Below are 20,305 nucleotides of genomic sequence, written 5' to 3'. Positions count from 1 at the left end.
ACCGGATCGGCGAGACCGACGGCGTCGGCACCGTCGCCCAGATGCAGTCGCTGGCCACCACCATCGACGACCGCGACTCGTTCGCCACCGCCATCGACCCCGCCACCTTCACCTCGGTCTACGACCTGGCGATGGTGAGCGGCACCCTCGACGTCGGCGAGGGCGAGGTGGCGCTCAGCGAGGATGACGCCCGCCGCGACGGCCTGACGGTGGGCGACGAGGTCTCGCTCGGGTTCCCGAGCGGCAAGCAGGACGCGCGCGTGGTCGGCGTCTACGAGCAGTCCAACGTCGTCGGCGACGCCGTGATGCCGTTCTCGACGCTCGCCGCCGCGCAGGTCCCGCGCCAGGACAGCGCGGTGGCCGTCGACGCCGCCGCGGGGGCCGACCGCGCCGAGGTGGGCGACCGGCTCGACCGCATCGTCGAGGACCTGCCCACCGTCACGGTGCAGGACCAGGCCGAGTTCATCGACGCCCAGCGCGCCCAGGTCAACCAGCTGCTCCTGCTCATCTACGCCCTGCTCGGCCTGGCGGTGGTCATCGCGGTGCTCGGCATCGTCAACACGCTCGCGCTCAGCGTCATCGAGCGCACGCGCGAGGTCGGCCTGCTGCGCGCCGTCGGCCTCAGCCGTCGCCAGCTGCGACGGATGGTGCGCCTCGAGGCGGTCGCGATCGCGGTGCTGGGCGCCACGCTCGGCGTCGTCATGGGCCTGCTGTTCGGCACCGTCCTGCAGCGTGCCTTCGTCGACGACGGCATCACCGACCTGTCCTACCCGTGGGGACGGCTCGTGCTGTTCGTCGTGATCTCCGCGGTGGTCGGCGTCCTGGCCGCCGTCGTCCCCGCCCGCCGTGCCGCCCGCCTCGACGTCCTGCGCGCCATCTCCACCGAGTAGCCCCGCATCCCTGGGAGCTGTCGGTGCCTGAGGGGCCCATAGGCCTCTGAGGCACCGACAACTCGGGAGGATCAGGACAGCGGCCGTGCACGACGCGCGCGGCCGTCCTAGTTTCGTCTCGCTGGGGCCGTCCGGGTCGGCCCTGGTTCTCGGGAGGTCGCCCGACTCGGCGGGCACCTCTCGACACATGCCCCACCCTGGCGCACGATGCAGCCATGGACGAGAACGACCGACACTCCCTCGGCCAGGACGTGCGGGCCACGGCCGCCGCGCGGGGTGAGCTCGGGGCCGAGTTCGAGCCGGCGCTGATCGACTCGCTGGTCGAGCGGATCGACCAGGCCGTCGAGCAGCGGGTGCAGGCACAGGTGGGTCGGCAGCCCGAGCTACTGCCGCGGCGGCGACGCAGCGGTGGCTACCCGGTGGCGCTGTCGTACGTCTCGCTCGGCACCGGCATCCCGATCACCGCGATCGCGGGCGGCACCGCGGGCCTCGGCGGCATCGCGCTCGCGTGGCTGGGCATCGTCGGCGTCAACGTCGCCGCCGCGCTCGGCACCCGCGGCCCCGACGACGACTGACCGCCGACCTGTCGGTGCGTGGTGATGCCCCGACATCACCAGCCACCGACAACTCGGGCGGACGGGGTGGTGCGGCGCTCTACGATCACCGGATGCGACGCCTGACGGTCTCCGCCGACGCGTTCGACGCGCGTCCGGACCTGACGGACGCCGGCGACGACCCCGCGCACGCGCGGATCGAGCGGTGGGTGACGGGGCTGGTGCGCGAGGGACGGCTGGTCGCGACCGACCGGCTTCCTCCCGAGGGCGACCTCGCCGCCGCGCTGGGCGTCAGCCGGATGACGCTGCGGCAGGCGCTCGCGTCCTTGGAGCAACGGGGGCTCGTCGAGCGTCGACGCGGGCGAGGCGGCGGCACCTTCGTCACCCGGCCGCGCGTGGAGCTCGACCTCACCGGCCTGCTGGGCTTCACCGAGCAGCTCCGCCGTGCGCGGATCCGCGCCGGAGCGCGCGTGCTGACGGCGACGCGGGAGACCGCGCCGGCCGACGTCGCCGAGGGCCTCGCCCTGCCCGGAGGCGGGGCGGCGCACCGCGTCGTCCGCGTCCGGCTGGCCGACGACGAGCCGCTCGCCCTGGAGGAGACCTGGTTGCCGGCCCCGCTGTTCGACGGGATCGCCGACCACGACCTCACCGGGTCGATCTACGAGCTGATGGGACGGCACTTCGACGCCGCCCCGCGCACCGCCGACGAGTGGCTCGAGCCCGTCGTGGCGACCTCCGAGCAGGCCGCGCTGCTCGGCATCCGCCCGCACGCACCGCTCATGCTCGTCACCCGGATCGCCTACGACGCGGCCGGTCTGCCGGTCGAGCTGGCGCACGACCGCTACCGCGCCGACCGCACGCGCGTGCACCTGCGGACGCAGGTCCGCTGACGCGCGCCGCGTCCGGTTGCTCCCGTCCCGTCCCGATCCGCGTGTTGCGGGGGGATGAAATCTCCCGCGCGTCCTCGTCAAAGGTCTAGATGGTTGCGCCCCGCGGGTATAGCGTCACGCCATCCCAGCCCCTCCCCCACGGAGATCCGCGATGTCCGACGCACTGTCCAAGGACGACGAGCTGCTCGCCAAGCTCGGCTACAAGCAGGAGCTCAGCCGCAGCTGGTCCAGCTTCTCCAACTTCGCGATCTCGTTCTCGATCATCTCGATCCTGGCGGGCTGCTTCACCACGTTCGGCCAGGCCTGGAACAACGGCGGCCCGGTCGCGATCTCGTGGGGCTGGCCGATCATCAGCCTGTTCATCCTGATCATCGGCTTCACCATGTCCGAGCTGGTCTCGGCGTACCCGACGTCGGGCGGCATCTACTGGTGGGCGGCCAAGATGGGCGGCCCGGCGACGGGCTTCTTCACCGGCTGGCTCAACCTCGTCGGCCTGCTCGCGGTGACGGCGTCGGTCGCGTACGGCTGCGCGACCTTCCTCGACCTCACCCTGCAGACGATCAGCCAGGGCTGGGCCGACAGCTACAGCCTCGGCCGCGTCTACGTGCTGTTCGTGGTGCTGTTCGCGCTCGCCGCGATCCTCAACATCTTCAGCGGCCACCTGCTCGCCGTCATCAACAACGTCTCGGTCTGGTGGCACGTGGCCGGCGCCGCCGTCGTCATCCTGATCCTGGTGATCGTCCCCGAGACCCACCAGAGCATGGGCTTCGTCTTCACCGAGCGGATCAACAACTCCGGCTTCTCCGACGGCAAGTACTGGTTCCTGGTGCTGCCGCTGGGGTTCCTGCTCACGCAGTACACGATCACCGGCTTCGACGCGTCCGCGCACCTGTCGGAGGAGACCCAGGGCGCCGCCGAGGGAGCGGCCAAGGGCGTGTGGCGCTCGATCGCCTACTCCGCGCTCGGCGGCTGGTTCCTGCTGCTCGCGTTCCTGTTCGCCGTGCAGGACCCGCAGGGCGTCAACGAGGGGTTCGGCGCGGTGGACGTGATCTTCTCCCAGGCCCTCGGCGAGGGCTGGCACTTCACCATCCTGCTGATCTCCACCGCCGGTCAGTTCTTCTGCACCATCGCGTGCCTGACGAGCGCCTCGCGCATGACGTTCGCGTTCAGCCGCGACCGGGCCATCCCCGGCTCGGGCCTGTGGTCGCAGGTCAACCCCCGCACCAAGGTGCCGGCCAACGCGGTCGTGTTCGTGACCGTCATCGGCATCATCATCACGCTGCCGGCCCTCAAGAGCGTCGGTGGCGTGCCCACCGCGTTCTACGCCGTCACCTCCGTCGCGGTCATCGGCCTGTACCTCGCGTTCGCGATCCCGATCTTCCTGCGCTGGCGGATGGGCGACGCGTTCGAGGCGGGCTCGTGGACCCTGGGCTCGAAGTACAAGTGGATGAACCTCGTCGCCGTCGCCGAGATCGCCGTCATCTGCGTGTACTTCATCCTCCCCTTCACCCCCGCCGGCGTCCCGTTCAGCGACGGGTTCGCGTGGAGCAGCGTCAACTACGCGCCGATCCTCACGATCGGCACGCTCGTCGTGCTCGCGATCTGGTGGTTCGCCTCGGCGCGCCACTGGTTCACCGGGCCGAAGATGACCATCGACCCCGCCGTCACGCAGGCGTTCGACGACTGACCGTCCCGTGCCGATCGTCGACCGCGCGACCTACGAGGAGCGGCTGGAGCAGCTGGCCGCCCTCGCGGGCCGCCCCCGTCACGTCGAGGAGCTGTCGGGCGGGCTCACCAACCTGAACCTCAAGGTGACGACGCCGGACGGCACCTACGTCGCCCGGTGCGGCCGCTCCGACACCGAGCTGCTCGGCATCGACCGCGAGGCCGAGCACCTGAACTCGGTGGCGGCGGCGTCGACGGGCGTCGGCGCGCCCGTCGTGGAGTACCGGCCCGACCTGCGGATCATGCTGATCGGCTGGCTCGAGGGCACCACCTGCACCGACGACGACCTCGCGCGCCCCGACGTCCTGCACCGGTTCGCCGCGGCGGCCCGCCGCCTGCACGAGGGCCCGCGGTTCGTCGGCGAGTTCCACATGCCCGACCGGCAGGCCAGGTTCCGGCGGGTCGTCGACGAGCGCGGCTTCGCGTTCCCCGCCCACTACGACGACCACGCCGGCGCCTTCGCGCGCGCCGTCGCGGCGCTCGCGTCCGACCCGGTGCCCACCAAGCCCTGCAACAACGACCTGCTCGCCGGCAACGTCGTCGACGACGGCACCCGCGTGCACCTGATCGACTACGAGTACTCGGGCAACAACGACCCGTTCTTCGAGCTCGGCAACACCTGCACCGAGTGCGGGCTGTCCGACGACGCGCTCGAGGACCTCGTCACCTGCTACCTCGGGCGGCCCGACGCCCGGTTGGTCGCGCGCACGCGCCTGCAGGCCGTGGTCTCGCAGTACGGCTGGGCCCTGTGGGGCTACATCCAGGCCGGCTCGAGCCCGCTCGACTTCGACTTCACCGGCTGGGGCGACGAGCGTCTCGACGGTGCCGCCGCCGCGTTCACGTCCGACGGCTACACGTCCCTGCTCGACGAGGTGGCCCGTGCCTGACCTGCCCTCCCGTGCCCGCGTCGTGATCGTGGGCGGCGGCGTGATCGGCACCAGCGTGGCCTACCACCTCACCGAGCGCGGCTGGACCGACGTGCTGCTGCTCGAGCAGGGCAGGCTCTCGTCGGGCACCACCTGGCACGCCGCGGGCCTGGTCGGGCAGCTGCGGGCGTCCGAGAGCGGCACCCGCCTCGTGCAGTACTCCACCTCGCTGTACGAGCGGCTCGAGGCCGAGACCGGCCTGGCCACGGGCTACAAGCGCAACGGCGGCCTGATCGTCGCGCGCACCCCCGACCGGATGACGCAGCTGCGTCGCACCGCCGCCAGCGCCGAGGCGTACGGCCTCGACTGCGCGATGCTCACGCCCGCGCAGGCCGGCGAGCGATGGCCGCTGATGCGCACCGACGACCTCCTCGGCGCGATCTGGCTCCCCGACGACGGCACCGCCAACCCGACCGACCTCACGCTGTCGCTCGCCAAGGGCGCCCGGCTGCGCGGCGCGCGCGTCGTCGAGAAGGTGCGGGTGCTCGACGTCCTGACGTCGCGGGGCGCCGTCACCGGCGTGCGCACCGACCTCGGCGACGTCGAGGCGGACGTCGTCGTCAACTGCGCCGGGCAGTGGGCCAACGCCCTGGCCCGCAGGGTCGGCGTCACGGTCCCGCTGCACTCGGCGCACCACTACTACGCGGTGACCGACCAGGTCGACGGCGTCACGTCCGACCTGCCGATCCTGCGGGACCCCGACGGCTGCACGTACATGAAGGAGGAGGTCGGCGGGCTGGTCGTCGGCGCCTTCGAGACCGACGCGCAGGCGTGGGTGGCCCCCGACAAGATCCCGTACCCGTTCGAGTTCAGCCTGCTCGGCGAGGACTGGGACCACTTCGGGCCGTGGATGGAGCAGGGCGTGCACCGGGTGCCGGCGCTGGAGACCACCGGCGTCCGCAAGCTCTACGACGGTCCCGAGAGCTTCACGCCCGACAACCAGTTCGTCATGGGCGAGGCGCCCGGGCTGCGCGGCTTCTTCGTCGCGGCCGGGTTCAACTCCGTCGGCATCGCGTCGGCCGGAGGTGCCGGACGTGCGCTCGCCGCCTGGATCACCGAGGGCGAGCCCGACGGCGACCTCACCGGCGTCGACGTCCGCCGATTCGCGCCGTTCGACGGCAACGACGCCTGGCTGCGCGACCGCGTCGTCGAGGTGCTCGGCCTGCACTACGCGGTGCCGTGGCCCAACCGGGAGGCCGAGTCCGGGCGCGGGCTGCGTCGATCGCCGCTGCACGACCGGCTGGCCGCGCGGAACGCGTCGTTCGGCAGCCGGATGGGGTGGGAGCGCGTCAACTACCTCGCCCCGCCCGGTGAGGACCCGACGCTGCGGTACTCCTGGGGCCGTCCGCCGTGGGTGCCGTGGTGCGCCGCCGAGCAGCGGGCCGCCCGCGAGGCCGTGGCCGTGTTCGACCAGACGTCGTTCTCCAAGTACGAGGTGGCCGGTCCCGACGCGCTCGCGCACCTGCAGTGGCTGTGCACCAACGACGTCGACGTCCCGGTCGGGCGCACCGTCTACACCGGCCTGCTCAACGCCCGCGGCACCTACGAGTCCGACCTGACGGTGACCCGCACCGCCGCCGACGTCTTCCTGCTCGTCGCGTCGTCGGCCACCACCGTGCGCGACCTGGACCACCTGCGTCGCCACGTCGCGCCCGGACACCGGGTCGTGGTCACCGACGTGACGTCGGCGTGGGCCGTGCTGGGGGTGATGGGTCCGCGCTCGGCCGAGATCCTCGCCCGGGTCTCCCCCGACCTCGGCGACGACTGGACGCTCGGCGACAGCCGCGTGGTGCGGTGCGGGCACGCGACCGTCCGCGCCACCCGCATCACCTACGTCGGCGAGCCGGGGTGGGAGCTGTACGTCCCCACCGAGACGGCCGCCGGCGTGCACGACGACCTGCACGCGGCCGGCTCGGACCTCGGCCTGGTGGACGCCGGGTACTACGCGATCGACGCGCTGCGCCTGGAGAAGGGGTACCGCGCGTTCGGCAGGGAGCTGACGCCCGACGTCGGACCGGTCGAGTCCGGCCTGCTCTTCACCTGCAAGCTGGACGGCGACGTCGACTTCCTCGGACGTGCCGCGGTCGAGAAGGCCCGCGCCGAGGGCGTGCGCAAGCGGCTCGTGTCGTTCGTGGTCGACGCGGCCGAGCCGATGCTGTGGGGCGGCGAGCTGCTGCGCCGCGACGGCGTGGCCGTCGGGCAGGTGACGTCGGCCGCCTGGGGCGCGACGGTGGGTGCCGCCGTCGGCCTGGCCCACGTCGCCGACCCGTCCGGCACCACCACGCGCGCCTGGGCCGCCGAGGGCTCCTACGAGGTCGACGTCGCCGGCGACCGCCACCCCGTCACCGTCACCCTCCGCGCCCCGCTCGCCTGACCCGCCGTCGGTTTCCCAGGTGAACCTGGGAATCCGTCGGCACCACGGAGAACTTCCCGGGGTGTCGACGGGGAAGTGGGGGGAGTGGTGCGGGTGGGACGTCCACAGGCGGGATTGGCCTTGCGACGCCGGGCCCGGCTAGACTTCCCCGGTTGCCCGCGACCACGTGGGCAGCACCGCAGAGCCCTCCTGTCACGGAGAGACCGTGACCGCCTAGACCGAAGGAGGTGGAGTCGCTGTGCGCAAGTACGAACTGATGCTGATCCTCGACCCCGATCTCGAGGAACGCACCGTCGCCCCCAGCCTGGACACGTACCTGAACGTCGTCCGCAACGACGGTGGCACCGTCGAGAACGTCGACGTGTGGGGCAAGCGTCGCCTCGCCTACGAGATCGACAAGAAGACCGAGGGCATCTACGCCGTCGTCGACCTCACGGCCGAGCCCGCCACGGTCAAGGAGCTGGACCGCCAGCTCGGCCTGAACGAGTCCGTCGTGCGGACCAAGGTCATCCGTCCGGACGCCAAGTAGTCACCCGCCGCACCGTCCGGTGCGCCCGTCTGTGGACAGACGAGCGCGAACGTCCGGCCGATGCGGTCTACTGCTAGCCACCCAGACCACGCACCACCCCTAAGGGAGCCCCCCATGGCAGGCGAGACGATCATCACCGTCATCGGCAACCTCGTCGACGACCCCGAGCTGCGGTTCACGCCGTCGGGCGCGGCCGTCGCCAACTTCCGCATCGCTTCGACGCCGCGAACCTTCGACCGGCAGACGAACGAGTGGAAGGACGGCGACACGCTGTGGCTGTCCTGCGCCGTGTGGCGCCAGGCGGCCGAGAACGTCGCCGAGTCCCTGACCAAGGGGACGCGCGTCATCGTGCAGGGCCGCCTCAAGCAGCGCCAGTACGAGACGCGTGAGGGCGAGAAGCGCACCGTCGTGGAGATGGACGTCGACGAGGTCGGCCCGTCCCTGCGCAACGCGACCGCCAAGGTCGCCCGGGCCAACCGCTCCGGCGGCGGCCAGGGCGGCGGCGGCTTCGGTGGGGGCCAGCAGGGTGGCGGCCAGTCCGCTCCCGCCGGCGACCCGTGGTCGTCCCCCGCGCCCCAGGGCGGCGGGGGCGGCAACAGCGGCGCCGGCAACGACCCGTGGGCCAGCCCGTCCGGCGGAAGCCAGGACGAGCCCCCGTTCTGACGGGTCCCCGCACCACCTGACCATCCGACAACACCGACCATTCCGGCCACCCGCCAGGGGGCCGGGCTCAGACAAGGAGCACCACAATGGCGAAGCCAGTTGTCCGCAAGCCCAAGAAGAAGAGCAATCCTCTCAAGGCCGCGGGCGTCACCGTCATCGACTACAAGGACACTGCGCTGCTGCGCAAGTTCATCTCCGACCGCGGCAAGATCCGCGCCCGCCGGGTGACCGGCGTGTCCGTCCAGGAGCAGCGCAAGATCGCCATGGCGATCAAGAACGCGCGCGAGATGGCGCTCCTGCCCTACACCTCGACCACCCGCTGAGGAAGGCGATCCCCATGAAGCTCATCCTCACGCACGAGGTCACGAACCTCGGCGAGCCCGGCGACGTCGTCGAGGTCAAGGACGGCTACGGCCGCAACTACCTGATGCCCCGTGGCTTCGCGATCCGTTGGACGCGTGGCGCCGGCAAGCAGGTCGAGTCCATCAAGAAGGCGCGCGACGCCCGTGCGGTCCACGACCGCGAGGACGCCGTCGCCATCCGCGGCAAGCTCGAGTCCGGCCCGATCAACGTCCCCGCGCAGGTCGGCTCCACCGGCCGACTGTTCGGTGCCGTCACGGTCTCCGACGTCGCCACGGCCCTCGAGGCCGCCGGCGCGAGCGTCGACAAGCGCCGCATCGAGATCGGCCAGCCGATCAAGTCCCTCGGGGCGCACACGGTCTCCGTGCGCATCCACCCCGAGGTCAGCGCGACGGTCAAGCTCAACGTCGTCAGCGCCTGACGCACCCGCACCACGCAGGAGGCCCGCACCCCTCGGGGTGCGGGCCTCTCGTGCGTCCGGGGCCGTGAAGTTTCCCAGGTACACCTGGGAATCGGTCCGAGCACCCGGAGAATTCTCCGTGCCGCGCGCAGTTTCCCAGGTGTACCTGGGAAACTGCGGCCTGCTCAGGCGCGGGCGAGACCGTCGACCGGACGACGCTCGGCGTCGTCGCCGAGGTGGTGGGCGGTGGCGAACAGCAGCGCCAGGCTCGTCGCGGACAGCACCGCGTACGCCCAGATGGTGCCGGTGCTGTCCCAGGTGGTGTGCAGGGCGACGCAGACGACGAACACCAGCGCGAGCCGGCCGATCGCACGTCCGGTCCAGCCCTGCGTCGCGGCGGTCCACAGCGCGGCGGCGGTCAGGCCGGTCCAGGCCATGTGGGCCGCGGGGCTCATCAGCCCGCGCAGCAGCAGCACGCCGTCGACGGCCGACAGGTCGCCGCGGGAGGAGATCAGGGTGACGAAGGCGTAGCCCATCGTCTCCAGCGCCGCGAAGCCGGCGCCGCTCGCGACGCCGACGAGCAGCCCCGTGGACGGGGAGGTGCGTCGCCCGGCGAGCAGGAGCACCGCGAGCGGCAGGATCAGCTTGGCCGACTCCTCGATCAGACCGACGAGCACCAGCGGCAGGGTGCCGAGGTCGCGCATCGTGTCGAACTCCAGGGTTCCGGCCACCACCACGCCGACGACGCCGCCGACGAGGGCGGTGAAGGCGAGCAGACCGGGAGGCACCGACGACGCGAGCCGGCGTCCCCACCAGAAGGTGACGAACGCGACCGGGACGACCGTGGCGCCCACCAGCAGGAGGGCGGGCAGCAGGTTCGGGTTCTGGGTCTGCACGAGCGCCCGGCGGACGAGCTCGAACAGCACGACGCCGCCGACGAGGACGGCGACCCAGGCGAAGCGACGGGAGAGGGCCACGGGCCGGGATCCTACGCCCGGCCCGTGGCCCCCCGACCGTCGGTCGCGTCAGCCGGTGTACGGCTCGGGGACGGTGGCCGGGTCGCCGTCGGTGGCGGCGGCCAGGCGCGGCTCGGCGATCTCGAGCACGGTGGGCAGGCTCAGCGGGCTGTTGAAGCCGAGCGCCGCGGCGAAGTCGCCGTCGAACGGGCCGAAGTCGATGACGCGGTTCTCCTGGACGGCCTTCATCGACTTCGCGACCGGGGTGTCCAGGACGTCGCCCTCGATGCCCTCGAAGACGACGACGTCGGCGTCCAGGGAGTCCAGGCTCTCCAGGGAGACCTCGCCGCCGGTCTTGGGCACCTCGAAGCCGAGGTCGACCAGCCAGCCGCTGCGGTAGTCGTCCTGGGCGATCTCGTAGCTGCCGGTGGAGCCGACGCCGAGGCCGAACCGGGCGGACTTGCCGGCGAAGTCGGGGTTCTTCTCGACGACCTCGGCGAACTGCTGCTCGACGTCATCGACGACGTCCTTGGCCTCGTCGTCCTTGCCGAGCGCCTTGCCGGTGAGCAGCGTCTGCTCCTGCCACGGGGTGGCGCCGTCGGCGTACTCGTCGCTCTGCGCGACGGTGGGGGCAATCTTGCTGAGCAGGTCGAACGTCGCCTGGTCCATGTAGGAGTTGACGCCGAGGATCAGGTCGGGGTCGAGCCCGGCGATCTTCTCCAGGTCGAGCTCCTCGCCGCCGACGGTGGGGACGGTCTTGCCGCCCAGCGCCTCCTGCGCCCAGGGACGCTTGGGCGCGTCGTAGCCGATGAACTCGCGCGCGCCGAGCGGCACGACGCCGAGGGCGAGGGCGTAGTCCTCCTCGTTGTACCCCACGGTGACGACGCGGGTCGGCTCCTCCTCGATCGTGGTGGGGCCGAACTTCGTCTCGATCGTGACGGGCTCGAAGCCACCGGACGAGGCGGTCTCCTCCTGACCGTCCGAGCCGCCGCCGCACGCTGCGGTGGCGAGGAGGACGGCGGTGACGGCGAGGGTGCGCAGCGGGACAGTCCGCACGGGTGGCTCCTGGGCGAGGTCGATGTCTTAGGACAGCCTGACCTTATCGACCTCGCCCGGGAGCGTCACGCGGTGGGGTGCGTCAGCGACGCCCGGACGCCGCGGAGAACGACGCGGCGCCTCCGCGTCGGGGTGCCGAGGCACCGGCACCCGAGCCGCCGCCGGAGCGACGACGGGGGCCGCCGCTGCGACGGTTGCGGGGCGCGTTGCTCGAGGCGCCCTCGCCACGGGGAGCGCCGGAGCGCTGGCCGCGACGGGGACCGTTGCCGCCCTTGCCGCCGCCACCGTTGCCGGAGGTGGGGGCCGCGACGAGCGTCGAGGGGTCGACCTTCTCGCGGGGCGGGCCGGTGAGGCGCGTGAACGCCTCCGCGTTCGGGTGCGGGGGCAGCACCTGCGGCTTGATGCCGGCGCGACGCATCAGCTGGTCGAGCTCGCGCGACTGGTTGCGCAGGCCCACGGTGACGACGCGGCCCTCGGCGCCGGCGCGGGCCGTGCGGCCCGAGCGGTGCAGGTACGCCTTGTGCTCGGTGGGCGGGTCGACGTGGACGACCAGGCCGACGTCGTCGACGTGGATGCCGCGCGCCGCGATGTCGGTGGCGACGAGCACGCCCACCTCGCCGCTCTCGAACTGCGACAGGTTCCGCTGACGCGCGTTCTGCGACAGGTTGCCGTGCAGGTCGACCGCCGGGATGCCGGCCGCGTTGAGCTTGCGGGCGAGCGCCTTGGCGGCGTGCTTGGTGCGGGTGAACGCGAGCGTCCGGACGCTGCCCGAGAGCAGCGAGGTGACGATCTGCGCCTTGGTGCCGGCGTCGACGGTGACGACGTGGTGCTCCATCGTCGGGACGTGCGAGGTCTCCTCGTCGACCTGGTGCACGACCGGGTCGTGCAGGAAGCGCTTGACCAGGACGTCGACGCCGCGGTCGAGCGTCGCCGAGAACAGCAGGCGCTGCGAGTGCGACGGGGTGAGGTCGAGCAGGCGGCGCACGGCGGGCAGGAAGCCGAGGTCGGCCATGTGGTCGGCCTCGTCGAGGACGCTCACCTCGACCTGGTCGAGGCGGCACTGGCCCTGGCGGATCAGGTCCTCCAGGCGACCCGGCGTCGCGACGACGATGTCGACGCCCGCGCGGAGCTTGTTGATCTGCGGGTTGATGCCGACGCCGCCGATGACGATCGTCGAGCGCTGGCCGACGGCGTCGGCGAGCGGCGCGAGGGTCTCGTGCACCTGGGTGGCGAGCTCGCGGGTGGGGACCAGGATCAGCGCGCGGGGCTTGCTGGGCTGACGCTTCCTGGCCGACTCACGCAGGCGGGCCACGGTGGGCAGCGCGAACGCGAGGGTCTTGCCGGAGCCGGTGCGGCCACGGCCCAGGACGTCACGACCGCCGAGCGAGTCGGGCAGCGTGCTGGCCTGGATGGGGAACGGCGACGTGATGCCCTTGGCGGTCAGGACGTCGGCCAGTGCCGCCGGGACGCCGAGTGCGGCGAACGAGGGCACGGTGGACTGAACGGGTGAAGACACGAAGGTGCTCTTTCGATGATGTCGCGGCGCAGATCCGCTGCGGGGCGCTCAAGCGACATCGGGTAGACGGACGGCAGTGAGCCGGTCCGAGCTAGATGGGGACGCCGTGACACGCAGCTGGGCACGTGCGTCTGACATGACTGTACCCCGCGGACGGTCGACGCCCCGCATTCTCGGGCGTCCTGGTGTGCGAGGTCACGCCGTCCGTCGCGCCAGGACGTGGTGCGGGGGGTGCGGCACCGACGGGCTGGGGATCGGGCAGCGAGGACGGCGTGGGGCGGGGGCGCGTCTGTCGTCCTCGCCTCAGCGGTGGGTATGGCCCCAGGTGCCGGCCGATCGTGGGGCCGTGCCCACCGCCGGGTGCCTGGACCACGACCGGCGGTGCCCCACCCACCACTTCACGGCCCGGAGTGGTGGGTGGGGCACCGCCGCGGTTCCCGCGTGGTGGGTGGGGCACCTGCCCGCCGCCCCCATGCCTCGGGAACTGCCGCAGAAAGGTCTGAGGCCAGACCATTGACGGCCGACGCGTGGCGGGTCGAGACTGGCGCCGTGAGCCCCCACGCCCTCGCCGACGCCGTGCTGGGGCCCGTGCGCGGGCACCACGCGTTCGAGGGGTGCGTCGAGCAGCTCGCGTCGGCGATCCGGCTCGGGGTGTTCGACGAGGGCGCGCCGCTGCCGCCCGAGCGGCTGCTCGCCGAGCAGCTGGGCGTCTCGCGGGCCACCCTGCGCGAGGCGATCGCCGCGCTGCGCACCGCCGGACTGGTCGAGACCACGCGCGGACGCGGCGGCGGCACCGTCGTCCTGCCGGGCGCGAGCGAGGCGTCCACGGCGCGATCGGCGTGGGAGTCCAGGCGCGAGGACGCCGCCGACCTGCTGGCGTTCCGCCGCGTCGTCGAGCCGGGCGCCTGCTCGCTGGCGGCGTCGCGCGACCTCGGGGACGCCGAGCGCGAGCTCGTCAGCACCGCGCTCGACGAGGTGGAGGCGGCGGACGACGACCGCGCCCACCGTCAGGCCGACGCGCGCCTGCACCTCGCGCTCGCCGCCGCGTCGGGGTCGCCGCGCACGGTCGAGGCCGTGCAGGAGGTGCAGCGGGGCGTGCACGAGATGCTCGCGGCGATCCCCGTCCTGCCGCGCAACATCGCGCACTCCACCCGCCAGCACCGCACCATCGTCCGGGCCGTCCTCGCCGGGGACACCGCCCGCGCCCGCCGCACCATGGAGCTGCACTGCGACGACACCGCCGCCCTGCTGAGAGGACTGCTGCAATGACCAGACACCCCAGGATGCTGAGCATCGAGGGCCTCAAGGCCAAGGTCGCCGACGGCGAGGTCGACACCGTCGTCGTCGCCTTCACCGACATGCAGGGACGCCTGCAGGGCAAGCGCATGCACGGCGCGTACTTCGTCGACCACGTGCTGCGGGGCGGCACCGAGGGCTGCAACTACCTGCTCGCCGTCGACGTCGACATGAACACCGTCGACGGGTACGCGATCAGCTCGTGGGAGCGCGGCTACGGCGACATGGAGTTCGTGCTCGACGAGGACACCGTCCGCCTGCTGCCCCACCTGCCGGGCACCGCGATGGTGCAGTGCGACCTGGTCTGGCTCGACCACGCGCCCGTCGTCCAGTCGCCGCGCACGATCCTCAAGACGCAGCTGGCGCGGGCCGCCGACATGGGCTTCACCGCCCTTGCCGGCACCGAGCTGGAGTTCATGGTCTTCGAGGACACCTACGAGCAGGCGTGGGACGGCGGGTACCGCGGCCTGACGCCCGTCAACCGCTACAACGTCGACTACTCGATCATCGGCACGACGCGGGTCGAGCCGCTGCTGCGCGACATCCGCAACCACAGCTACGCCGCGGGCATGAACGTCGAGTCGGCCAAGGGCGAGTGCAACTACGGGCAGCACGAGATCGGCTTCCTGTTCGACGAGGCGCTCGTCACCGCCGACAACCACGTCGTCTACAAGACGATGGCCAAGGAGATCGCCGCGCAGCACGGCAAGGCGCTGACCTTCATGGCCAAGTTCGACGAGCGCGAGGGCAACTCCTGCCACGTGCACCTGTCGCTGCGCGGCCTCGACGGCGCCGTCTCGTTCTGGGACGAGGACGCGAACGGCCGCTCGGCGACGTACGACTCGTTCGTCGCCGGCGTGCTCGCGTCGCTGGGCGACCTGACGCTCCTGTACGCGCCCAACGTCAACTCCTACAAGCGGTTCGCGGGCGGCTCGTTCGCGCCGACGTCGATCGCGTGGGGCACCGACAACCGCACCTGTGCGCTCCGCCTGGTGGGCCACGGGCCCGGCGCACGGATGGAGAACCGCGTGCCCGGTGGCGACGCCAACCCGTACCTGACGCTCGCGGCGATGCTCGCCGGTGGCCTGCACGGCATCGAGGCCGGCCTGACGCTCGAGCCCGAGCAGGTGGGCAACGCCTACACGTCCGGCAAGGCGCAGGTGCCTCGCACGCTGCGGGCAGCCCGCGAGGCGTTCACCTCCTCGACCCTGGCCCGCCAGGCCCTCGGCGACGAGGTCGTCGACCACTACACGAACATGGCCGACGTCGAGCTCGCCGCGTTCGACGCCGCCGTGACCGACTGGGAGCTGCGCCGCGGCTTCGAGCGGCTCTGACCCGAAGGACCCCATGAGCACCACCTACACCGTCATCAACCCGGCCACGGCGCAGCCGCTGACCGACGTCGAGCTGGCCGACGAGGCGCAGGCCGACGCCGCGATCGAGCGCGCCGCAGCGGCGTTCCCGGCGTGGCGCGACCTCGCACCGGGGGAGCGGGCGCGCCTGCTGCGCCGGTTCGCCGCCGTCGTGGACGAGCACGTCGAGGAGCTCGCCGAGCTGGAGGTGCGCAACGCCGGCCACACCTGGGGCAACGCGCGGTGGGAGGCGGGCAACGTCCGCGACGTCCTGAACTACTACTCCGGCGCGCCCGAGCGGCTGCACGGCCGCCAGATCCCCGTGCCCGGCGGCGTGAACATCACCTTCCACGAGCCGCTCGGCGTCGTCGGCGTGATCGTGCCGTGGAACTTCCCGATGCCCGTCGCCGGCTGGGGCCTGGCGCCCGCGCTCGCCGCCGGCAACACCGTCGTGCTCAAGCCCGCCGAGTACACCCCGCTGACGGCCGTCCGTCTCGGCGAGCTCGCCCTCGAGGCCGGCCTGCCCGAGGGCGTCCTGACGGTGATCCCCGGTGCGGGAGGCGTCGTGGGCGAGCGGTTCGTCACCCACCCGCTGGTGCGCAAGGTGGTCTTCACGGGCTCGACGGCGGTCGGCAAGCGCGTCATGGCCGGCTGCGCCGAGCAGGTCAAGCCCGTCACGCTCGAGCTGGGCGGCAAGTCCGCCAACGTGGTGTTCGCCGACGCCGACCTCGCCAGGGCCGCGGCCACCGCCCCGTACGCGGTGTTCGACAACGCCGGCCAGGACTGCTGCGCGCGCTCGCGGATCCTCGTCGAGCGCAGCGCCTACGACGAGTTCCTCTCGCTCCTCGAGCCCGCCGTCGCGGGCGTCAAGGTGCTCGACCCCACCGACGAGGCCAGCGAGATGGGCCCGCTCATCTCGGCCAAGCAGCGCGACGTCGTCCGCGGCTACGTCGACGGCGCCACCGTCGCGTTCAGCGGCACCACGCCCGGCGGCGACGGGTTCTGGGTGCCGCCGACCGTCGTCACCGTCGCCGACCCGTCCGAGGCGGTCTGGCGCGAGGAGGTCTTCGGGCCCGTCGTCGCCGTGATGCCCTTCGACGACGAGGCCGACGCCGTCGCGCGCGCCAACGACACCGAGTACGGGCTGTCGGGCTCGATCTTCACCCGCGACGTCGGGCGCGCGCTGCGCGTCGCGCGCGGCGTCCAGTCGGGCAACCTCAGCGTCAACTCGCACTCGGCGGTCCGCTACTGGACGCCGTTCGGCGGCTTCAAGTCCTCCGGCCTCGGCCGCGAGCTCGGTCCGGACGCGCCCTACGCGTTCACCGAGGAGAAGAACGTCTTCATCTCCCACGACTGACCCACCCACTGCTTCAGGAGGAACCACACCCATGACCGGACGCGTGCAGGGCAAGGCCGTCGTCGTCACCGGCGGCTGCTCGGGCATCGGCCTGGCGAGCGTGCGCCGCTTCGCCGCCGAGGGCGCCCACGTGGTGATCGCCGACCTCGACGACGACCGCGGGCAGGAGGTCGCCGCCGAGGTGGGCGGCCTGTTCGTCCACACCGACGTCACCGACAAGGACGAGGTCGACTCGCTGTTCGAGCTGACCAAGGAGACGTACGGGTCGGTGGACGTCGCGTTCAACAACGCGGGCATCTCGCCGCCGGAGGACGACTCGATCCTCGACACCGACCTCGAGGCGTGGAGGCGCGTGCAGGAGGTCAACCTCACGAGCGTCTACCTGTGCTGCAAGGCCGCGCTGCCGCACATGATCGAGGCCAAGAAGGGCTCGATCATCAACACGGCGTCGTTCGTCGCGGTGATGGGCGCGGCGACGTCGCAGATCTCGTACTCGGCGTCCAAGGGCGGCGTGCTGTCGATGAGCCGCGAGCTCGGCGTGCAGTTCGCGCGTCAGGGCATCCGCGTCAACGCGCTGTGCCCGGGGCCGGTCAACACCCCGCTGCTGCAGGAGCTGTTCGCCAACGACCCCGAGCGCGCCGCGCGTCGGCTGATCCACGTGCCGGTGGGACGGTTCGCCGAGCCCGAGGAGATCGCGAACGCGGTGCTGTTCCTCGGCTCGGACGAGTCGAGCTTCATCACCGCCTCGACGTTCCTGGTCGACGGCGGCATCTCCGGCGCCTACGTGACCCCGGTCTGAGGTGGCCCCGCTCGTCGGCCTGACCACCTACCGCGAGGACGCCACCTGGGGCGTCTGGTCGGGCGTGCCCGCCGACCTGCTGCCGGCCGACTACGCCGACGGCGTCGCGGCGGCCGGCGGCCTGCCGATGCTGCTGCCGCCGGCGGACGTCGCGCTGGCCGAGGGCGTCGTCGCGCGCCTCGACGCGCTGGTGGTGACGGGCGGCGCCGACGTCGACCCGTCCCGCTACGGCGCCGAGCCGCACGAGCGCACGGCGGCGTGGCGACCCGACCGTGACGCGTGGGAGCTCGCGCTCCTCGACGCCGCGGCGAGCCGCGGCATCCCCGTGCTGGGCGTGTGCCGGGGGCTGCAGGTGATGGCCGTCCACGCGGGCGGCACGCTCGACCAGCACACGCCGGACGTCGTCGGGCACGACGCGCACTCGCCCGGCCGCGACGAGTACGGCGAGGTCGCCGTCAGCACCTACGCCGGGACGCTCGTCGCGGCGGCCGTCGGCGACGTCGCGGACGTGCGGTGCCACCACCACCAGTCCGTCGACACCCACCCGGGCCTGACGGTCTCGGCGCACGCCGACGACGGCACCGTCGAGGCGCTCGAGGACCCGTCGCGCGACTTCTGGGTCGGCGTCCAGTGGCACCCCGAGACCGAGCGCGGCGGCACCGGCGCCGCCCTGTTCGGAGCGCTGGTGGCCGCGGCGGGCTGATCGGGCGTCAGGGGGCCGGGACGTGCGCGGTGGCGCCCGTCACCAGCCACCGGTCGGAGCGCTCGCGCAGCACGAGCGTCGCCATCCGGGCGAGCATGAAGCCACCGTACGCCGCCCAGAGCCAGGTCAGGCCCGCGTCGGTGGCCCAGACGGCGACGACGAGCGGGACGTACGCCACGAGCGTCGCGACACCCGCCCACGCGAGGTAGACGCCGTCGCCGGCGCCGATCAGGACGCCGTCGAGGACGAACACCACGCCCGACACCGGCTGGATCACCGCCACCACGAGCAGGGCGGGGACCAGGACCGCGCGGACCTCGTCGTCACCGCTGAACCAGCCCGGCAGCGCCCGGTGCAGCGCGACGACCAGCAGCGCCGCGACCACGCCGCTGAGGACGCCCCACCCGACCATCCGGCGGGTCAGCCGCCGGGCCCGGTCGGTGTCGGACGCACCCAGGGCGTGACCGGTGAGGGTCTGGCCGGCGATGGCGATCGAGTCGAGGGCGTAGGCCACCACCGAGACGACGGTGACCGCCACCTGCTGCGCCGCCAGCGAGGCGTCGCCCTGCGCGGCGGCGGCGAACGTCGCCAGCAGCAGGGCCGCGCGCAGCGTCAGCGTGCGGACCACGAGGGCGACCCCGGCCCGCGACGCCTGCGCGAGGCCGGCCCGGGTCGGCCGCAGCGGTGCGCCGTGGCGCCGCGCGGCCCGCACGACCACCGCGACGAGCCACGCGGCCGCGCCCACCTGGGCCAGGACGGTGCCGATCGCCGCGCCGGCGATCCCCAGGCCCACGAGGTGCACCAGGGTGACGCTGAGGACCGCGTTGACGACGTTGGCGGCGATCATCACCACGAGCGGGGTCCGCAGGTCCTGCAGCCCGCGGAGCACGCCGGTCGCGGCGAGCACGACCAGCATGGCCGGGATCCCGACCGCGGAGATCGCGAGGTACGTGACGCCCTGCTCGGCCACCGCGTCCGACGTGCCGAACAGCCCGATGACCGGCCCGGACGCAGCCGACGCGACGGCCGCCGCCACCACGCCGATCAGCAACGCCAGCCACAGGCCGTCGACGCCGAGCGCCAGCGCGGCCCTGGTGTCGCCCGCGCCCAGCGCGCGCCCGACCGCGGCGGTGGTGCCGTAGGCGAGGAACACGCACAGCCCCACGAAGGTCAGCAGCACCGTCGAGGCCACCGACAACCCGGCCAGCGGCGTGGTGCCGAGGCGTCCGACGATCGCGGTGTCGGCGAGCAGCATGAGCGGCTCGGCGACGAGCGCGGCGAAGGCCGGGACGGCGATCTTGACGATCTTCGCGTCGTCCTGGCGAAAACGCGGACGGGACCTCGGCACCGCCCCTACATTAGGCGGCGGCCATCCCGCCCGACACGGCGGTCGAGGGCCGGCACGTGTAAAGGTCACACCCCGTCGCCGGGTGTGACCTTGAGGTGTTCTTGACTCGCGTTCACCCCCCTTGTTCGTGTAGGGCCCGTGGACAAACGTCCGGCCCGATTTTCTTGTGCGCACACCCGGTGGGTGCGTATCGGTGCAGGTCAGAGGCCTTTTTGTCCGTCCGACAGTTCTGTGTCCACAGAGTTGTACCCAGCCTGTGCACATGACATACGGCGTTTGTCCACACCCTCGGGCGGGTTGTCCCCAGGATGTCGACAGGCCCGATCCGCACGCGCTTGGTCCCACGCGGAGGGACGCCTACGGTGAGCCCTTCGACCTCCCGCGGCGCCTCACTGTCGGTGCCTCGCGCGAGGGTGGGAAGAACGACTCGGGAGCGTCCCGGCGTCGTCGAGGTGCGAGGGGCTGCCGCGTGAGCGTGACCGATCTGCGAGGCTCGTCCGCACCCCCGGACGACTACGAGGACGGCGGTCACCAGCTCGACCGCACGCCGCCGCAGGACAACGGCGCGGAGCAGTCGGTGCTGGGGGCGATGCTGCTGTCCAAGGACGCCA

At 72.6% G+C, this 20,305-nt stretch carries 19 protein-coding genes; 15 read left to right on the top strand and 4 right to left on the bottom strand.

Going from position 1 to position 20,305, the window contains the following annotated elements; translation table 11 throughout:
- The 10 genes from ACI6PP_RS19400 to rplI all read left to right on the top strand — a co-directional run.
- Positions 1–890 (top strand): ABC transporter permease (locus tag ACI6PP_RS19400; protein WP_421113285.1); only part of this gene is annotated, 890 nt, incomplete at its 5' end.
- 215 nt (positions 891–1,105) lie between these two features.
- Positions 1,106–1,465 carry a hypothetical protein gene (locus ACI6PP_RS19395; RefSeq protein WP_421113284.1) on the top strand — a complete coding sequence of 120 codons (360 nt, stop codon included), beginning with the start codon at positions 1,106–1,108 and terminating at the stop codon, positions 1,463–1,465.
- Positions 1,466–1,557: 92 nt separating this feature from the next.
- A complete protein-coding gene (locus ACI6PP_RS19390) occupies positions 1,558–2,334 on the top strand; it encodes a GntR family transcriptional regulator (protein WP_421113283.1) in 777 nt (258 codons plus the stop codon).
- Positions 2,335–2,485: 151 nt separating this feature from the next.
- On the top strand, positions 2,486–4,021 hold the full coding sequence (locus ACI6PP_RS19385; RefSeq protein WP_421113282.1) for an amino acid permease: 1,536 nt from the start codon (positions 2,486–2,488) through the stop codon (positions 4,019–4,021).
- 7 nt (positions 4,022–4,028) lie between these two features.
- Positions 4,029–4,946, top strand: coding sequence for a phosphotransferase (locus ACI6PP_RS19380; RefSeq protein ID WP_421113281.1), 918 nt, complete (start codon positions 4,029–4,031; stop codon positions 4,944–4,946).
- Positions 4,939–7,359 (top strand): GcvT family protein, encoded by a 2,421-nt coding sequence (locus ACI6PP_RS19375; RefSeq protein WP_421113280.1) that lies wholly within the window; start codon positions 4,939–4,941, stop codon positions 7,357–7,359. Before ACI6PP_RS19380 ends, ACI6PP_RS19375 begins: the two co-directional genes overlap by 8 nt.
- Before the next feature lie 238 nt (positions 7,360–7,597).
- Entirely contained in the window at positions 7,598–7,888 is a 291-nt protein-coding gene (rpsF, locus tag ACI6PP_RS19370) for a 30S ribosomal protein S6 (RefSeq protein WP_421113278.1), read from the top strand.
- Positions 7,889–8,002: 114 nt separating this feature from the next.
- A complete protein-coding gene (locus tag ACI6PP_RS19365; RefSeq protein WP_421113277.1) occupies positions 8,003–8,551 on the top strand; it encodes a single-stranded DNA-binding protein in 549 nt (182 codons plus the stop codon).
- 86 nt (positions 8,552–8,637) lie between these two features.
- Positions 8,638–8,874 carry a 30S ribosomal protein S18 gene (gene rpsR, locus ACI6PP_RS19360; RefSeq protein ID WP_421113275.1) on the top strand — a complete coding sequence of 79 codons (237 nt, stop codon included), beginning with the start codon at positions 8,638–8,640 and terminating at the stop codon, positions 8,872–8,874.
- A gap of 14 nt (positions 8,875–8,888) precedes the next feature.
- Complete coding sequence (rplI, locus tag ACI6PP_RS19355; RefSeq protein ID WP_421113274.1) at positions 8,889–9,332, top strand: 50S ribosomal protein L9; 444 nt, start codon at positions 8,889–8,891, stop codon at positions 9,330–9,332.
- A 164-nt stretch (positions 9,333–9,496) separates the two neighbouring features.
- Here the strand turns inward: rplI and ACI6PP_RS19350 are convergent, their stop codons facing one another.
- From ACI6PP_RS19350 to ACI6PP_RS19340, 3 genes are all read right to left on the bottom strand, one after another.
- The gene (locus ACI6PP_RS19350) at positions 9,497–10,288 is read right to left on the bottom strand and encodes a PrsW family glutamic-type intramembrane protease (RefSeq protein WP_421113273.1); all 792 of its coding nucleotides are present in this window, start codon (positions 10,286–10,288) and stop codon (positions 9,497–9,499) included.
- A 48-nt stretch (positions 10,289–10,336) separates the two neighbouring features.
- Positions 10,337–11,323: an ABC transporter substrate-binding protein gene (locus tag ACI6PP_RS19345; protein WP_421113272.1), complete on the bottom strand. Its 987-nt coding sequence runs from the start codon at positions 11,321–11,323 to the stop codon at positions 10,337–10,339.
- Positions 11,324–11,405: 82 nt separating this feature from the next.
- Complete coding sequence (locus ACI6PP_RS19340; RefSeq protein WP_421113271.1) at positions 11,406–12,839, bottom strand: DEAD/DEAH box helicase; 1,434 nt, start codon at positions 12,837–12,839, stop codon at positions 11,406–11,408.
- Positions 12,840–13,388: 549 nt separating this feature from the next.
- On the opposite strand from ACI6PP_RS19340, the gene ACI6PP_RS19335 reads away from it, so the two are divergent.
- From ACI6PP_RS19335 to ACI6PP_RS19315, 5 genes are read left to right on the top strand one after another with little or no spacing between them, the layout of a single operon-like run.
- A complete protein-coding gene (locus ACI6PP_RS19335) occupies positions 13,389–14,108 on the top strand; it encodes a FadR/GntR family transcriptional regulator (protein WP_421113270.1) in 720 nt (239 codons plus the stop codon).
- Positions 14,105–15,469 (top strand): glutamine synthetase family protein, encoded by a 1,365-nt coding sequence (locus ACI6PP_RS19330; protein ID WP_421113269.1) that lies wholly within the window; start codon positions 14,105–14,107, stop codon positions 15,467–15,469. The genes ACI6PP_RS19335 and ACI6PP_RS19330 overlap by 4 nt, the downstream gene beginning before the upstream one ends.
- Positions 15,470–15,482: 13 nt before the next feature.
- Positions 15,483–16,844 carry an aldehyde dehydrogenase family protein gene (locus tag ACI6PP_RS19325; protein ID WP_421113268.1) on the top strand — a complete coding sequence of 454 codons (1,362 nt, stop codon included), beginning with the start codon at positions 15,483–15,485 and terminating at the stop codon, positions 16,842–16,844.
- Between the two features lie 31 nt (positions 16,845–16,875).
- Positions 16,876–17,643 carry a 3-oxoacyl-ACP reductase gene (locus tag ACI6PP_RS19320; protein WP_421113267.1) on the top strand — a complete coding sequence of 256 codons (768 nt, stop codon included), beginning with the start codon at positions 16,876–16,878 and terminating at the stop codon, positions 17,641–17,643.
- A gap of 1 nt (position 17,644) precedes the next feature.
- A complete protein-coding gene (locus ACI6PP_RS19315; protein ID WP_421113266.1) occupies positions 17,645–18,346 on the top strand; it encodes a gamma-glutamyl-gamma-aminobutyrate hydrolase family protein in 702 nt (233 codons plus the stop codon).
- A gap of 7 nt (positions 18,347–18,353) precedes the next feature.
- Here the strand turns inward: ACI6PP_RS19315 and ACI6PP_RS19310 are convergent, their stop codons facing one another.
- Positions 18,354–19,694 carry an MATE family efflux transporter gene (locus ACI6PP_RS19310; RefSeq protein ID WP_421113264.1) on the bottom strand — a complete coding sequence of 447 codons (1,341 nt, stop codon included), beginning with the start codon at positions 19,692–19,694 and terminating at the stop codon, positions 18,354–18,356.
- Positions 19,695–20,305: the final 611 nt, after the last annotated feature.

Source organism: Solicola agrisoli, assembly GCF_049059935.1.
Lineage (GTDB): Bacteria > Actinomycetota > Actinomycetes > Propionibacteriales > Nocardioidaceae > JAURVT01.
The sequence above is the reverse complement of the archived record's forward strand: the minus strand, read 5'-3'. Positions and strand labels throughout refer to the sequence as shown.

Excerpts from the sequence above, each read along its gene's own strand:
- ACI6PP_RS19325 (WP_421113268.1), top strand. The coding sequence starts at position 15,483 with ATGAGCACCACCTACACCGTCATCAACCCGGCCACGGCGCAGCCGCTG.
- ACI6PP_RS19320 (WP_421113267.1), top strand. The coding sequence starts at position 16,876 with ATGACCGGACGCGTGCAGGGCAAGGCCGTCGTCGTCACCGGCGGCTGC.
- ACI6PP_RS19330 (WP_421113269.1), top strand. The coding sequence starts at position 14,105 with ATGACCAGACACCCCAGGATGCTGAGCATCGAGGGCCTCAAGGCCAAG.
- ACI6PP_RS19365 (WP_421113277.1), top strand. The coding sequence starts at position 8,003 with ATGGCAGGCGAGACGATCATCACCGTCATCGGCAACCTCGTCGACGAC.
- ACI6PP_RS19385 (WP_421113282.1), top strand. The coding sequence starts at position 2,486 with ATGTCCGACGCACTGTCCAAGGACGACGAGCTGCTCGCCAAGCTCGGC.
- ACI6PP_RS19390 (WP_421113283.1), top strand. The coding sequence starts at position 1,558 with ATGCGACGCCTGACGGTCTCCGCCGACGCGTTCGACGCGCGTCCGGAC.
- rpsR (WP_421113275.1), top strand. The coding sequence starts at position 8,638 with ATGGCGAAGCCAGTTGTCCGCAAGCCCAAGAAGAAGAGCAATCCTCTC.
- ACI6PP_RS19395 (WP_421113284.1), top strand. The coding sequence starts at position 1,106 with ATGGACGAGAACGACCGACACTCCCTCGGCCAGGACGTGCGGGCCACG.
- rplI (WP_421113274.1), top strand. The coding sequence starts at position 8,889 with ATGAAGCTCATCCTCACGCACGAGGTCACGAACCTCGGCGAGCCCGGC.